Below are 14,672 nucleotides of genomic sequence, written 5' to 3'. Positions count from 1 at the left end.
GTGGTGGGGCCAATAAAATTGGTGGGACCAATTATAGATTGAATCATGAGATGGTCAATATGATCGTCGCCGCTCGAAACGAGGATTTTCGACTAAAGGCACTATCGCACCTATCCGTGTAGTTAAAAATTATTTCTACGTTTTATGATCTTTTGTCGAATTTCGTGCCATAAATATTCAATATATCGCCGGATACTCTCGCCTTGCCTTCTCGGCTAAGGGATTTCCCGGGCTGTAAAATGCTGTCCTCGTCCAATATATTGACCCACCAAATTGGTCCCTCCAGTTAGGACAGACAATACAAGGAGATAAGCATGAGCGTGTCGCCCCAATCCCCAGCGGTCGCCTCGAAGCCACCGCCGGCCATATCGGGAGAGGCGGTAGTCGATGGGTCCCGGGTCGTCTCGCGCGTCGGACGGAGATTGATGTGGTATCTGATTGCGCTCTACGTCGTGTCCGTGCTGGACCGTGGCAATTTGAGTTTCGCCTCGTTCTCAATGAACAGGGAGTTAGGACTCACACCTCAGATGTATGGCATGGGCGTGGGTATTCTCTTTCTCGGCTACTCGCTTTTCGAGGTGCCCAGCAATCTGGCGCTAGCCCGTTACGGTGCACGCATTACGCTCACGCGCATTGCCATCCTATTTGGCATTGTTACGATGTCGATGGCATTCGTAAGTGGTCCTTATAGCTTCTATACGATGCGAGCGCTGCTCGGCATTGCTGAAGCAGGACTGACACCAGGCGTCTTCCTGTTCCTGAGCTACTGGATTCCTCAGCAATACCGGGCGCGCTACAACGCCATGTTCTCCTATTCGATCCCGGCGGCCTACGTGCTCGCATCGCTCGTGTCCGGCGCGATCATGCAACTTGACGGCACATGGAACGTCCCGGGCTGGAAGTGGCTGTTCCTCCTTGAGGGTTTGCCCGCCGTTGCGCTCGGCATCTTCGGCGCGTTCTATCTGACCGACCGACCGCATCAAGCGGGCTGGCTCTCGCAAAGCGAGAAGCTCTGGCTCGAAAAGCAGCTCGAAAACGATAACGCGGCGCCGGCACACGGCGTACCGTCGGGCGTCATGGCCCTCATGCGCCGACCCGAGATGTGGGTGCTCACGCTTGGCTACGTCGGCATCTTTTCGGGCAACGCAACGGTCGGCGCCTGGTTACCGCAGATCCTGCATCACGCGGGCGTGCCGCTCGGCATTATCGGTTTCGTCGCTGCTTTTCCGCCGCTTGCGGGCATCGTCGGCATGACGTTGCTGTCCCGACATTCCGATCGTCGCAAGGAGCGCGTGCTGCATACGGTCGCTTGTATGCTGATCGCCGCAGCGGGCTATACGACCGTTGCCCTGTCCACCACGATGGCCGGCGCGCTGATCGGCTTCATGCTCGCCAACATCGGCGTCTATGCCTCCCTGGCGATTTTCTGGTCGATTCCACAAACGTATCTTCCGGCGAAGGCCAAGCCTGCCGTGATTGCAATCATCAGTTCGTTCGGCGCCATTTTTGGCGGCTGGATCGTCCCGATGATGGTCGGCCGCCTGCAGCAGCAGACGCACAATCTCGCCGCCGGCATGATCGTGGTCGCTGTGTTCTTTGCGCTGTCGTCGGCATGCGTATTCTTCGCCGGGCGCCGCATGGCCGCTCGCGGCTGAAATGGGAGACGACATGCAACGAGGTCCACTTTCTGGTGTGCGCGTGATCGAATTCAGCGCGCTCGGCCCGGTGCCATTCTGCGCGATGCTGCTCGCCGACATGGGCGCGGACGTGGTACAGATCGCGCGGCCGCGCACCGCGATCGACACGACCAATTTCATGCAACGCGGCCGTCGGGTTGTTCCGCTCGACCTCAAACAACCGAACGATCGCGACACGGCGCTGGAACTAATCGCACGCGCAGACGTTCTGCTCGAAGGCAATCGCCCCGGGGTCATGGAGCACCTTGGCCTCGGGCCCAAAGCCTGCCTCGCGCGAAATCCGCGCCTGGTGTACGGCCGGATGACTGGTTGGGGCCAAACCGGTACGCTTGCTTCGACCGCGGGCCACGATATCAACTACATCGCCCTGACTGGCGTGCTCGATGCCATCGGCGCTGCCGGCGGCGCGCCGGTGCCGCCACTGAACCTTGTCGGCGACTACGGCGGTGGCGCCATGTTTCTCGCACTCGGTGTGCTTTGTGCGTTATTGGAGGCGCGCGCCAGCTGCCATGGCCAAGTTATCGACGCGGCGATGGTGGACGGCAGTGCCATGCTGATGTCACTGTTCTGCCGGCTGCTCGCGCAGGGCGAATTGAGCGGCCCGCGCGGCACACACATGCTCGACGGCGGTGCGCCGTGGTACGCCACCTATCGAACCGCCGACGACCGTTACGTTGCTGTTGGCGCGCTTGAGGAGCCTTTCTGGAAAGCTCTCCTCGCAGGCCTGGAGATCTCGCCCGATAGTCTTCCGCCGCGCAGTGACAAAGCCGCCTGGCCCACGATACGCGCCGCCCTCGCCGCTTGCTTCGCAATGCGGACCCGCGACGCGTGGGCTGCGCATTTCCGAGACTCCGACGCCTGTGTCAGCCCCGTTCTCAGCTTGCGGGAGGCAGCGCAACACGAGCACGTCGCGGCGCGGCGTACTTACGTCGTCGAACGAGATGCCGTGCGCCCTGCCGCCGCGCCGCGTCTTAGCCGAACGCCCGCCAGCGAAGCCGCACAGGCCATGCTCACCACCGCACCAGCCGTGCTCGAAACCTGGCACGCGGACGAGCTACAGCGGTGAACGCCGCACAAGCATTCCTCATCACTCACCAGGACAAGCGATCATGTTCGCAGGTTTGAGCCATGAATTTGAACCCGCCATTTCCCATGCGGAAACGGCCCGATACGTTCGCACGGGAGGCATGGAAACATGACGCGCTCGCTCAAAGGGCAGGTGGCGATCGTCGGCATCGGCGAAACGCCGTATTACCGGCACGGCAAGTCGCCGGATAGCGAGTTCAAGCTCGCCTTGAAAGCGATTCTCTCCGCCTGCGCCGACGCGGGCATCGACCCGCGCGATATCGATGGTTTCGCTTCGTACAGCGACGATCGCAGTGAGGCGTCACGACTTGCTGCGGCGCTCGGCACGCGACGTCTGCGTTCCAGCACGATGCAGTGGGGCGGCGGCGGCGGCGGTTGCTGCGCGGCCGTCGCAAACGGCGCGGCGGCGATCGTCGCTGGACTCGCAGATTGCGTGGTGGTGTTCCGCTCTCTAGCGCAAGGTCAGTACGGGCGCTTCGGGCGCACCACTGGCATCGACACGATTTCAGGCGAGAAAGCTTGGCTCATGCCGTACGGTGTGCTTGCACCGCCTCAGCGCTTCGCGATGCGCGCGCAGCGCTTCATGCACGAGCACGGGGTTCGTCAGGAAGCGCTGCGTGCCATCGCTATGGCCTCATATCAGCATGCACAATCGAATCCACGAGCGGTGATGTACGGTAAGCCGCTCGATGTCGAAAAGTACGAGTCGTCGCGCTGGATCGCGGAGCCCTTCCATCTGTTTGACTGCTGCATGGAAAACGACGGCGCCGCCGCGCTAATTCTCGTGCCAGCGGAACGCGCCCAAGAGTTCGGCGATAAGGCGGCCTACGTCCTCGGGGCCGCCACTGGCTCGGACTATCGCTTCGCGGCGGTGCCGCACAATGGCCCAGCTTACGCGAGCGCCAACTTCCGCACCGTCGCACCCGACCTCTTTCGCATGGCTGGCATCGGTCCCGGCGATGTCGGCGTGGTGCAGAGTTACGAGAACTTCACCGCCGGCGTCGTGATGGCACTAGCCGAGCACGGCTTCTTCGCTCCCAGCGAGGCCAATGACTTTCTGACGCTCGACAATCTCATTGCCCCCGACGGTCGCCTGCCAATCAACACGAGCGGCGGCAATCTGGCCGAGTGCTACATGCATGGCTTCGAACTTGTGCTTGAAGCGGTACGACAAGTACGCGGCACGTCGTGCAACCAGGCACGCCGAAACGATGTTGCACTGGTAATCGGAGGTCCAATGGTCTCGCCTGTAAGCAACCTTCTGCTCGGCAAGGAGACGACACGATGAAAGAAGCTGACACTTCCCCGTATTACCTTCCCGCTGGTCTTCCAATTCCCGTAGCGGAGCCAGACGGTCTTTCCGCGCCCTACTGGCAAGCACTACGCGAGAACCGCCTGCTCGTGCAGCGATGCGATCATTGCGGCACGTGGCAGTTCGGCCCCGAATGGATCTGCCATGGATGCCACACCTTCGATCCCGTGTGGACCGAGGTTGCGCCGCGTGGCCGCATCTACAGTTGGGAGCGGATCTGGCATCCGTCGCATGATGCGTTGACCGGGCATGGTCCGTACCTCGCGGTGCTCGTCGAAATGCCTCACGCGGGCCATGTGCGCATGATCGGCAACCTGCTCGGCGATCCGCAGCAGGCGGTGACGATCGGCGCCGATGTCGAAGGCGTGTTCGAGCACCACGCCGACGCCGATCCGCCCTACGCGCTGCTGCAATGGCGCCTGTGTGGGCCAGACACGGTATGAGCGCGCGAGGGAACGACAAGGGTGACGGACAGTTCGACCTGATCGTCGTAGGCGCTGGCGCTGGCGGCATGACGGCCGCCGTCACGGCCGCACACCAAGGGCTCAAGGTCGTCCTCTGCGAAGCCACGGCGCAGGTTGGCGGCACGACGGCCACGTCTGCCGGCACGTTATGGCTGCCGGGCAACCAGCACGGAAGGCGAGCCGGTTACAGCGACACCCCCGAGGACGGAGAGCGCTATCTCCAAGCGATCAGTGGGCCGGACTGTGAATTCGAGAGACGCCGCGCGTTTCTCGAAAGCAGCAACGAAGCAATCGCTTTCCTCGAGCGCCGCACAGCGCTCGCGTTCGCAACCTGCGGCGAGCATCCCGATTACATCGAGGCGCCCGGCGCGGCGATCCATGGTCGCGCACTCGCACCGATCGAATTCGATGGACGCATGCTCGGCGACGATTTCGCACGCGTGCGTGCGCCGCTCGACGACTTCCTCGTTCTTGGCGGCATGATGGCGAACAAGTCCGACGTGCAGGCCCTCGTGCGTCGGTACCGCTCGTGGAAAGCGTTCGCGCACACGGCGCGGCTCGTCGCCCGCTATGCCCGCGACCGCTTGCACTACCGGCGAGGCACCCGGCTGGTGCTCGGCAACGCGCTCGTCGGGCGGCTGCTCTACAGCCTGCGCGCCGCGAATGTCGAAGTACGCTTCGAAACTCGACTAGTTGGACTAGACAAGGATGACACCGGGCACGTACGCGGTGCGACTTTCGAGTCGCAAGGGCAGCGATACAGCCTGCGCGCAAAGGCCGGCGTCGTGCTTGCGACCGGCGGCATTGGCCATCACGCTGGTCTGCGTGCCGGGCTCGACCCGGCAGCGTTCGAATCGCTTACGCCGGCCGCCGTGCGTGGTGAAGGCATTGCGCTTGCCCGCGAGGCAGGTGCGGAACTGGTACGCCATCCCAGTGATTTCCTCTGGCAACCGGTCTCGCGCGTGCCCACGCCGCGCGGCCACCGCCTCTTCCCGCACCTATATCTCGACCGCGCGAAGCCCGGCCTGCTCGCCGTCGACGGAGCCGGTCGCCGTTTCGTCAACGAAGGCGCGTCCTATCACCACTTCGTGGCGGCTATGGTCGAACGCGCCGCCAGCCTGCCGGTTTATCTGATCTGCGACGCGATGTTCATCCGGCAATACGGGCTGGGCGTCATTCCGCCTGGCACCCAACGGCTGCGCCGCTACGAGCGTTCCGGATATCTCATCACTGCGGCGACCCCGGAAGCGCTGGCAAGGCGTCTCGGCATCGACGCACAAGCGCTCGCCAGCACGATTGCGCGCCACAACGGCTACGCACAAAGCGGACACGACACCGAGTTCGGCAAGGGCGACACACCGGTCAGCCGCTTCAACGGCGACGCCGCACATCACCCGAATCCGTGCCTCGGCCCGATCGCTACCGCGCCATATTGTGCACTAGCCATCTGGCCCTCCGACGCGGCAAGCAGCAGCGGCCTGCGCACGGACGCGGACGGCCGCGTGTTCGGTGCTGGAGAGTGCGTCGTCGAAGGGCTCTATGCCTGCGGCAACGATATGGCGTCCATTATGCACGGCAGCTATCCCGGTCCCGGCGCGACGCTCGGCCCGGCCATCGTGTTTGGCTGGCGCGTGGCCTCACATGCGGCTGCAGCTTTGCGCGCGCGTGAACATGAAATCCACGCAAGACGCGCTCACGAAGCGCCCCCCGCTCCGCCCGACCAAATCCCGGCTCGATAACACGAACAGGCGCACTCATGCACCTACTGGAGACGAACGCATGCAGCAAGCCATTGGCAATATCCTGTACGAACGCGCAGATCATATCGCCATCGTCACGCTCAACCGGCCCGAATGCCGCAACGCGCTCGGGGGCACGCTACGCGAGGACATCGTGACCGCGATGACCATAGCGGAAGCCGACGACGGCGTGCGCGCGATCATCATGACCGGCGCGGGCAACGCGTTCTGCTCGGGCGGTGATTTGCGCGAGATTCACGCGCGCGCGGTGCACGGTCAGACACTCGAAGACAAGATCGAGCCCCCGCGTGACCGCACCTTGCTCGCCGTGTACGAAGCGTCGAAACCGGTCATCGCGGCGGTGAACGGCCCCGCGATGGGAGCGGGCATGAATCTCGCACTCGCCGCAGACTTCCGCATCGCGTCACAGAACGCGAAATTCGCACAATCTCACGTGCTGCGCGGCATGATGCCCGACTACGGTGGTACCTACCTGCTTCCGCTCGTCGTGGGCCAGTCCAAGGCCCTGGAGTTGATCTACACGGGCGAGGTGCTCAATGCCGCGGAGGCGCTGGGCCACGGCGTCGTTAGCCGCGTGGTCGAACCAGACGCGTTGATGGATACCGCGCGCGCAATGGCTTCCCGAATCGCCATGAATGCGCCCCTGCCGATACGCCTTGCAAAACGTGCCGTGCAGCAGCGTCACCTGGGCGCTATGCGCGACGCACTGGCCCGCGAGACGGCCGCGCAAAACGTCTGCTATGCGTCTCATGACGGAGCAGAAGGTCTGCGCGCGTTTCTCGAGAAGCGCGAACCTCGATTCGTCGGTCAATGACGGTACGCGCACCGGTGAACGGCGGTTCATTCAGCGCTACATCCCCGCCATTTTCTTAAGATTTCCCACCGAATCGATCGCATTACCTTTACGAAAATCAATTGCCAGACATCGAAGGAGTCATTTGTGTTCACAACATCGTCCAATGATCTGCGGGCAGCACGAGCGCCATACAAGCATCCAGATAAGCTGTACATCGGGGGAAAATGGGTAGCATCCTCCACTGGGGCAGAATTTTCTGTCATCTCCCCCAGCACCGAGGATGTCTACGTTCGCGTTGCCGAAGCCGGCAGGGTTGACATAGAGAAGGCAGTGTCTGCCGCCAGACAAGCTTTTGACGACGGTCCATGGCCCCGCCTTACGCACGCGGAGCGAGGCCGCTACCTTCACGCAATAGCGGAGAAACTCCGGGCGCGCTCGGGCGACATGGCAAACGTCTGGCCCAATGAGATGGGGGTCACCTATGCGTTCGCTGAATCGCACATGCCACGAATTGCCGACATCTACGACTTCTACGCCAAACTACCTGACACTTTTTCATTTGAGGAATTACGCGCAACGAGTTCTGGCGTTGGAAAAGGGCTGCTCATTCGGGAACCCGTTGGCGTTGTCGGTGCGATCATCCCCTGGAATGCACCCGCGATGCTCATCGCCTACAAGCTCGCTCCGGCGTTGATCGCCGGCTGCACAGTCGTCATCAAGTCGTCGCCCGAAGCGCCGGGCATGGCGCTAATCATTGCTGAAGTCGCGGAGGAAATTGGCCTGCCGCCGGGTGTCGTCAACGTGGTCACCGCGGACCGAGACGCCTCGGATGCACTGGTTCGAAACCACGGGGTCGACAAAATAACCTTCACGGGTTCTAGCGCGGTTGGTAAACATATTGCAGCCGTTCTGGCTCAGCGAGTTGGCCGCTTCACCCTTGAACTTGGAGGCAAATCTGCCGCGATCATACTTGATGACTATGACATGGAGGTCGCAGCAAAAACACTGGCTACGGCTGCGAGTCAAATGACTTGTCAGGTCTGTGCTGCCCTGACTCGCATCATTGTGCCGAGATCTCGCCATGATCGCTTTCTTGAAGCGCTATCGGCCGCATACTCGGCAGTGCGGGTTGGCAATCCGTTCGATTCCACCACGCAGATGGGCCCCGTCGCCACGGAAAAGCAGAGAGAGCGCGTCGCACACGCAATCGCGAAAGGCATTCACGCGGGATTCACCCTTGCGGCAGGTGGGAAACGTCCAGATCACCTACCACGCGGTTTCTATATAGAGCCCACGGTATTCGGAAATGTCTGCAATAGCTCCGAATTAGCGCAGGAAGAAATATTCGGGCCAGTCCTCGCAGTGATCCCCGCGAACAGTGAAGATGAAGCGATCAAGATTGCGAACGATTCTATATATGGACTCAGCGGCGCCGTATTCACAAATGATGCTGACCATGCCTACTCCATCGCACGCAAGATCCGCTCAGGCACGGTCGCCCAAAATGCTTTCCGAAACGACTTCGGTATTGCGTTCGGTGGATTCAAGCAGTCTGGCATTGGTAGAGAGGGCGGTGTTGAAGGCTTGATGCCTTATCTCGAGACAAAAACCGTTCTACTGGACAGGCCACCTTCGCATCATGATGTTTCATAGCGCCCGCGTGTTGTCCGACGGATTGAAAGGTTGTACAGGCAACATTAATGCCTTCACGTCCAGACTATTGAATAAAATAAGCGAACTTCGAGACTTATCAGAATGGCAAACACATACGACTATATCGTAGTAGGAGGAGGATCATCTGGTTGCGTCATCGCTACCAGACTCGTTGAGGCAGGCTCTCGAGTGTTGTTGCTCGAAGCCGGGCCAGTGGATAGAGATAAGTTCATCCATATGCCCGCAGGATTAAGAAATGCTCAGAAGTATTCATGGAAGTATACAAGCGAAGCGAATCCGGAGCTGAAGATCCCCCCTATCCCCATTCACCAAGGTCGCGTACTTGGGGGAGGAAGCTCTGTAAACGGCATGGTGTATGTCCGCGGCAGCGCTCACGACTACGATGACTGGGCAAACCTGTACGGCTGCACAGGCTGGGGTCATAAAGACGTATTGCCGTATTTCATCCGATCGGAGCGAAACGAGATCATAAGCTCCGCAAATCACGGCACGGATGGCAACCTATGGGTAAGTGAGCACCGCTATCGCCATCCACTCACTATGGCATATATCAAAGCCGGGCAAGAACTAGGCTACCCTTACATCACGGACCTGAGTGGTGTCGCGGAACAGGAGGGAGTCGGTTTCTGGCAATGCACCATCCATGAAGGCAGACGGGCAAGCACGGCTCGTGCATACCTCCGGCGTGTCGCCGGGAACAGTTTACTAACCCTGATTACGGGGGCGACTGCGGATAAGGTACTCATCGAGAATGGCAAAGCACTTGGCGTGCGCTATTCCCATAAAGGTCATTCCGCTATCGAAGCCTTTGCGACAAAGGAAATTATTCTGACCGCCGGTGCGTTCGAGACTCCGAAGCTTTTGATGGTATCGGGCATTGGACCCGCTCAACATCTGCGTGACTTGGGGATTGCTGTCCAGGTTGACAGCCCACAAGTCGGCAAGAATTACCAGGACCATCTTATGGTCTCCCTGACTGCTGAAACTCCGGGCATACCTAGTTTCTTGCGAGAAGGCCAAGGTCTACGGAAAATTGCCAACGGAATCGAGTGGCTTACGGTTAACCACGATGGCGTGGTTTCTTCGAATGTTTTAGAAGGAGGCGGATATTTTGATATCAATCGTGACGGCAGAATTGACACACAGCTATTTGTGTTTCCATTCTATGAAGGGAAACGTGATGCCAACGAAAACCAGCCAGATCAAATCAAGGACGGGTTATCGCTGAAGATCGGTCACGTCTATCCTGAGTCCCGTGGTGAAATTCTTCTGACCGGGCCAACCCACGCAGACAACATTCGACTAAAAGGCAATTATTTGACTGCCGAAGGCGATCTTGCGTCTCAAGTCAAGGCTGTCAAGCTCGGTCTTCAGTTTTTTAACGCCCCCTCCTTGAAAAAAATCACGAAGAACATAGCGCCAGTATTCTCGAACGACAGCGATATCTTCGACTACGTGAAGACGAACTGCACGACAGTTTTCCACCCCACGTCGACCTGCCGTATGGGCGCAGAACCCCATACTTCCGTTGTCAATCTCAACCTGCAAGTTTGGGGGATTGCGAACCTCAGGATAGCCGATGCGTCCGTCATGCCACACATCGTCAGTGGCAACACCAACGCACCAACCATTATGATCGCGGAGCGAGCAGCGGAAATAATCATCAAAGCTTCGAGACTTCCCTACGCTGAAAGCACCAATGCCCGCATCGCCTCGCAAACGGGTGCGATCAGAACGATATAAAACGCGGGCGGCACGACGCCCGACCACGCCGGACCGCCAAATGGCACGGGCGGATCGACACCCATCCAGTAATTGATCCACACCGTGCCGACTACTGCAAGGACTTTCGGTTATTTCAACGCGTGGAGAAAGCAGCGCGCGTTCAGCTCGACGGGGCCACTAGTTGCGAGGCAATCGGTTAACTCGCTGCATGTCTTCTGCACCACTTCAATTGGACCTCCGCCAAGTGTGCCAAGAACGACCCCGCAATGTCATGCTTATCTGGTCTGGACGGCTGCGCATATGAGCGCGAGCCTTCCACAGGATCTGCTTTCTCGGATACTCCGTGCTCTTTTCCAGACGGTCTTCAATCGATCGCTCATGCGTAGATGAACAATTCCAATCCTGTTGCGCCCTTATTTATAGGCGAAGAGACAATCTGAAGGTGCGCGATCAATCCTGGTCGGCACTGAAATTGTCTATATAGACTTTGACCATTTTTCGCCATCTGAGCAGTGTGCGATTGAAACGTGCTCGGTCGTTTTGCCAGAGCCGACGCACTGCCAACCCCCGAATAATGCTATTCGTCAGCCATAACACGTCTTCCGCGATGGCTTGCGGCACACCGGAGGCGACAAGCGACTCTATCCAGGCAGTCTCTACCGGCAAGCGGGCCGCCCTCGAAATCGTACTGATAGGTATAGGACTTTCCGGATCCCTCCGGTTCAGGGACGCGAACTCCAGCGCGATAAGGAACAAATCGCTGAAGAAGAAGTCTTGACTATCCTTGATGAGCGCCGCAATCGCAGCATCCACTGTCTGAGTCCGATGCGCCCTCACTTCCCCTCGCTCCGCGGAGCCGGCAAAGGCATATTCCAGAGTCGCGATGATGAGATCGTCTTTTGACGGAAAGTGGTGGGTCAACGCACCGCGCGAAACCTGTGCGGCGTCGGCCACATCCATTGTCCGAAATCCGACGTAGCCCCTCTTTGCCAGTACCTCCACGGACGCAGCCAGAAGTTTGCCCCGGGTTTCCTCTGTGCGTTCTGCCTGGGTACGTCTTCCATTGCTGGTTTCCGCTACGCCTTTGATACTTGGGTGTGCCATCAGGAAACCTGTTTCGATCATTTTGGGGTCGATAGGTTAGCACACGGAGCGTCACGCTCGACGAGCGCCCAAAACCATGCCTGTCTGAGCGGAATATCTGGGCTCTAAGTGCTGGGACGGCACCGACAGTAACCGTCCCTTTCAGTACAAATTGTGCCTCAGTTGCCCCTATGATCGCCCCAATAATCGGCATCAGAGGAATAACCACTCCGCGCAAGGAACCTTCTCGTCGCGGACCGCCTCAATGCCTAAATTATAAGGGTCATATCATGCGGAATTGCGCTGAAGGTCCAGCGCCACATCTACGATCATATCCTCCTGTCCGCCTACCATTTTGCGATGTCCCAGTTCTACCAGAATATCTACGGTCTTCAAGCCATACTTTTCCGCTGCAACCTCCGAGTGACGTAAGAAACTTGAGTAAACACCCGCGTAGCCTAGCGCTAGAGTCTCTCGATCGACACGCACAGGCCGATCTTGGAGCGGTCGCACGATATCATCCGCGGCGTCCATCAAGGCATAAAGATCTGTTCCGTGGTTCCAGCCGAGCCGTTCTGCTGCCGCAATAAATACTTCCAGAGGCGCATTCCCCGCCCCCGCGCCCATGCCAGCCAAGCTTGCATCAACTCGATCGCAGCCCTCTTCAACTGCGGCAATCGAGTTCGCCACCCCAAGGCTCAGGTTGTGATGTGCATGGATGCCTGTCTGAGTTGCAGGCGCCAATACGGCTTTCAATGCGCGGAAGCGGTCTCGAATGTCGCTCATGTTCATCGCACCACCAGAATCAACGACATAAACGCAGTTCGCTCCGTAGTTCTCCATCTTCTTTGCCTCGACAGCCAACTTCTCTGGAGTCGTCATATGGCTCATCATCAGGAAACCGACTGTATCCATGCCTAGCGCACGCGCATACTCAATATGCTGCTTCGAGATATCGGCTTCCGTACAGTGAGTTGCAACTCGCACAACACGCGCACCAGCGTCGTACGCAGCCTTAAGGTCATGGATTGTCCCGATACCGGGCAAAAGCAGAGTTGCAATCTTCGCGTGTTCGACGACGTCGGCCACAGCCGCAATCCACTCCAGATCGGTGTGCGCGCCAAACCCGTAATTGAAAGAGGACCCTTGGAGCCCGTCGCCATGTGCCACTTCGATGCTGTCGACGCCCGCTTGATCAAGCGCCTGCGCAATACGACGCACATCCGCCACACTGTACTGATGGCGGATCGCATGCATGCCATCACGCAGGGTCACGTCAGATACGTAAATCTTCTTGCTCGCGTCATACATAGTTCGTCCCCTTGATATCACTGCAGCTTCGCAGCCATGCGTTCTGCAGTAGCCAGCGCCGCGCTGGTCATAATGTCCAGGTTACCGGCGTAGCTTGGCAGATAATGACCAGCGCCTTCGACCTCCAGAAACACCGACACTTTAAAACGCGGTGACTTCATACCGACAGGCTCGTGGGGCATCCGCCCCACGAACTTATCGAATTGCACCGACTGTTTTAGTCGATACCCCGGGACATAGGAGCGTACAGAGTTGATCATCTGCTCGACCGAATCGGTAATCGCAGCCTGGTCGACGTCACCGGGAACCAGACAGTAGACCGTATCCCGCATAATCAACGGTGGCTCAGCAGGATTCAGAACAATGATGGCCTTACCGACTTTCGCGCCGCCGACACGCACAATCGCATTCGAGGTAGTCTCAGTGAACTCGTCGATGTTGGCTCGAGTGCCTGGGCCAGCTGACCGGCTCGAAATCGACGCAACGATTTCGGCATATTCAACTGGCGCAACGCGGGAGACCGCTGCGACGACAGGAATCGTCGCCTGCCCTCCGCACGTCACCATGTTGACGTTCGGCGACTCCAGATGCTGGTCAATGTTGACCGCCGGCACGACAAATGGCCCAATCGCTGCCGGAGTCAGATCAATTACTCGCACATCGTGTGCGCGAAGCAACTGTTCATGCCGTGCATGTGCGCCCGCGCTCGTGGCGTCGAACACATAACGGATAGATTTAAAGTCGGGGTGTGAAAGTAACCCCTCAATCCCGGTCGCCACCGTTGATACGCCCATGCGTTCAGCCCGCTTCAGACCATCCGACTCGGGATCGATACCTACGAACGCCCCCATTTTCAAGTGCTTTCCGTGGCGCAGAATCTTCACCATCAGATCCGTGCCAATGTTGCCGGATCCGATAATGGCGACCGCATGCTTTTCGTCATTCAGGTTCATGAAAGCTATCCCATCAGGAAAAGATCGCCCGTACCGGGGCGAAACCATCGATATGCGCGATGTAGGTGTGACCAGCCTGCACTGCCACCATAGGGCCGAGCGCGCCGGTGAGGATCACGTCGCCCGCACGCATGGGGGTCCCGACCTGCACCAGGGTATCGGCCAACCAACGTGCAGCGTTTAGCGGGTTACCAAGGCAGGCGGCACCGACACCTTGTGATACAGTTGCCTCGCCGCATGTCAATCGCATCGAACATCCCGCCAAATCCAGCTTGGAAAGCGCCACCGGTTTGCTACCAAGGACAAACAGACCTGACGAAGCGTTGTCTGCGACGGTGTCAACGTACTGGATGTTCCAGTTTGCAATGCGACTTCCCACAACTTCGATCGCCGCCAGAGCATAAGCTGTCGCGCCAATCAGATCAGCGACGGTATGCCTTTCATGGGTTAGGTCTTTATCAAGAACCAGTGCGATCTCTGCTTCAACCTTCGGCTGCAATAGTCTGGCGATATCTATTGCCTCGCCATCAACAATTGCCATATCGTCTAGCAGCGTGCCAAAGTCTGGCCGGTCAACACCGAGCTGCGTCTGAACGGCGGTCGACGTCAGTCCGATCTTTCGTCCTACAACCCTGCGACCTGACGCCAAATGCCTTTCGATATTAATTTGTTGAATTTCATAGGCCAGCGGCGAATGTTCGTGCACGTCGTGATCAGCGAAGTAGTCACGCACTGGAGGACATGGCACCCTTTGCTGCTGCGCACTCCAAAGCAGTTCCGCGATTTCAGTAGATTTTTTCATATCCGGATA

The 14,672-nt window shown here is 58.8% G+C and carries 12 protein-coding genes; 8 read left to right on the top strand and 4 right to left on the bottom strand.

Features of this window, described 5'->3' with window-relative positions; all coding sequences use genetic code 11:
* Window positions 1-425: 425 nt before the first annotated feature.
* The 8 genes from U5A67_RS37855 (at window position 426) to U5A67_RS37820 (ending at window position 10,532) form a co-directional block, all read left to right on the top strand.
* On the top strand, window positions 426-1,655 hold the full coding sequence (locus U5A67_RS37855; protein ID WP_321818430.1) for an MFS transporter: 1,230 nt from the start codon (window positions 426-428) through the stop codon (window positions 1,653-1,655).
* Between the two features lie 13 nt (window positions 1,656-1,668).
* Complete coding sequence (locus U5A67_RS37850) at window positions 1,669-2,763, top strand: CaiB/BaiF CoA-transferase family protein (protein ID WP_321818429.1); 1,095 nt, start codon at window positions 1,669-1,671, stop codon at window positions 2,761-2,763.
* Between the two features lie 129 nt (window positions 2,764-2,892).
* Window positions 2,893-4,071 (top strand): thiolase C-terminal domain-containing protein, encoded by a 1,179-nt coding sequence (locus U5A67_RS37845; RefSeq protein WP_321818428.1) that lies wholly within the window; start codon window positions 2,893-2,895, stop codon window positions 4,069-4,071.
* Window positions 4,068-4,538 (top strand): Zn-ribbon domain-containing OB-fold protein, encoded by a 471-nt coding sequence (locus U5A67_RS37840; RefSeq protein WP_321818427.1) that lies wholly within the window; start codon window positions 4,068-4,070, stop codon window positions 4,536-4,538. Before U5A67_RS37845 ends, U5A67_RS37840 begins: the two co-directional genes overlap by 4 nt.
* Complete coding sequence (locus U5A67_RS37835) at window positions 4,535-6,298, top strand: FAD-dependent oxidoreductase (RefSeq protein WP_321818426.1); 1,764 nt, start codon at window positions 4,535-4,537, stop codon at window positions 6,296-6,298. Before U5A67_RS37840 ends, U5A67_RS37835 begins: the two co-directional genes overlap by 4 nt.
* Window positions 6,299-6,338: 40 nt before the next feature.
* Window positions 6,339-7,133 (top strand): enoyl-CoA hydratase/isomerase family protein, encoded by a 795-nt coding sequence (locus U5A67_RS37830; RefSeq protein ID WP_321818425.1) that lies wholly within the window; start codon window positions 6,339-6,341, stop codon window positions 7,131-7,133.
* A 126-nt stretch (window positions 7,134-7,259) separates the two neighbouring features.
* Window positions 7,260-8,768 carry an aldehyde dehydrogenase gene (locus tag U5A67_RS37825; RefSeq protein ID WP_321818424.1) on the top strand — a complete coding sequence of 503 codons (1,509 nt, stop codon included), beginning with the start codon at window positions 7,260-7,262 and terminating at the stop codon, window positions 8,766-8,768.
* Window positions 8,769-8,870: 102 nt separating this feature from the next.
* On the top strand, window positions 8,871-10,532 hold the full coding sequence (locus U5A67_RS37820; protein WP_321818423.1) for a GMC family oxidoreductase: 1,662 nt from the start codon (window positions 8,871-8,873) through the stop codon (window positions 10,530-10,532).
* A gap of 432 nt (window positions 10,533-10,964) precedes the next feature.
* On the opposite strand, the gene U5A67_RS37815 is transcribed toward U5A67_RS37820, so the two are convergent.
* The 4 genes from U5A67_RS37815 to U5A67_RS37800 all read right to left on the bottom strand — a co-directional run bounded on the left by U5A67_RS37815 (window position 10,965) and on the right by U5A67_RS37800 (window position 14,663).
* The gene (locus U5A67_RS37815) at window positions 10,965-11,639 is read right to left on the bottom strand and encodes a TetR/AcrR family transcriptional regulator (protein ID WP_321818422.1); all 675 of its coding nucleotides are present in this window, start codon (window positions 11,637-11,639) and stop codon (window positions 10,965-10,967) included.
* Window positions 11,640-11,885: 246 nt separating this feature from the next.
* Window positions 11,886-12,908, bottom strand: coding sequence for a 4-hydroxy-2-oxovalerate aldolase (gene dmpG, locus U5A67_RS37810; RefSeq protein ID WP_321818421.1), 1,023 nt, complete (start codon window positions 12,906-12,908; stop codon window positions 11,886-11,888).
* A 17-nt stretch (window positions 12,909-12,925) separates the two neighbouring features.
* The gene (locus U5A67_RS37805) at window positions 12,926-13,861 is read right to left on the bottom strand and encodes an acetaldehyde dehydrogenase (acetylating) (protein WP_321818420.1); all 936 of its coding nucleotides are present in this window, start codon (window positions 13,859-13,861) and stop codon (window positions 12,926-12,928) included.
* 13 nt (window positions 13,862-13,874) lie between these two features.
* Window positions 13,875-14,663 (bottom strand): 2-keto-4-pentenoate hydratase, encoded by a 789-nt coding sequence (locus U5A67_RS37800; RefSeq protein WP_321818419.1) that lies wholly within the window; start codon window positions 14,661-14,663, stop codon window positions 13,875-13,877.
* Window positions 14,664-14,672 lie beyond the last annotated feature (9 nt).

Source organism: Paraburkholderia sp. J69-1, assembly GCF_905220255.1.
Lineage (GTDB): Bacteria > Pseudomonadota > Gammaproteobacteria > Burkholderiales > Burkholderiaceae > Paraburkholderia.
Note: the sequence above shows the minus strand (reverse complement) of the source record. Positions and strands in the feature narration are given on the sequence as shown.

Excerpts from the sequence above, each read along its gene's own strand:
- U5A67_RS37805 (WP_321818420.1), bottom strand. The coding sequence starts at position 13,861 with ATGAACCTGAATGACGAAAAGCATGCGGTCGCCATTATCGGATCCGGC.
- U5A67_RS37845 (WP_321818428.1), top strand. The coding sequence starts at position 2,893 with ATGACGCGCTCGCTCAAAGGGCAGGTGGCGATCGTCGGCATCGGCGAA.
- U5A67_RS37820 (WP_321818423.1), top strand. The coding sequence starts at position 8,871 with ATGGCAAACACATACGACTATATCGTAGTAGGAGGAGGATCATCTGGT.
- U5A67_RS37830 (WP_321818425.1), top strand. The coding sequence starts at position 6,339 with ATGCAGCAAGCCATTGGCAATATCCTGTACGAACGCGCAGATCATATC.
- dmpG (WP_321818421.1), bottom strand. The coding sequence starts at position 12,908 with ATGTATGACGCGAGCAAGAAGATTTACGTATCTGACGTGACCCTGCGT.
- U5A67_RS37835 (WP_321818426.1), top strand. The coding sequence starts at position 4,535 with ATGAGCGCGCGAGGGAACGACAAGGGTGACGGACAGTTCGACCTGATC.
- U5A67_RS37840 (WP_321818427.1), top strand. The coding sequence starts at position 4,068 with ATGAAAGAAGCTGACACTTCCCCGTATTACCTTCCCGCTGGTCTTCCA.
- U5A67_RS37850 (WP_321818429.1), top strand. The coding sequence starts at position 1,669 with ATGCAACGAGGTCCACTTTCTGGTGTGCGCGTGATCGAATTCAGCGCG.
- U5A67_RS37815 (WP_321818422.1), bottom strand. The coding sequence starts at position 11,639 with ATGATCGAAACAGGTTTCCTGATGGCACACCCAAGTATCAAAGGCGTA.
- U5A67_RS37855 (WP_321818430.1), top strand. The coding sequence starts at position 426 with ATGTGGTATCTGATTGCGCTCTACGTCGTGTCCGTGCTGGACCGTGGC.
- U5A67_RS37800 (WP_321818419.1), bottom strand. The coding sequence starts at position 14,663 with ATGAAAAAATCTACTGAAATCGCGGAACTGCTTTGGAGTGCGCAGCAG.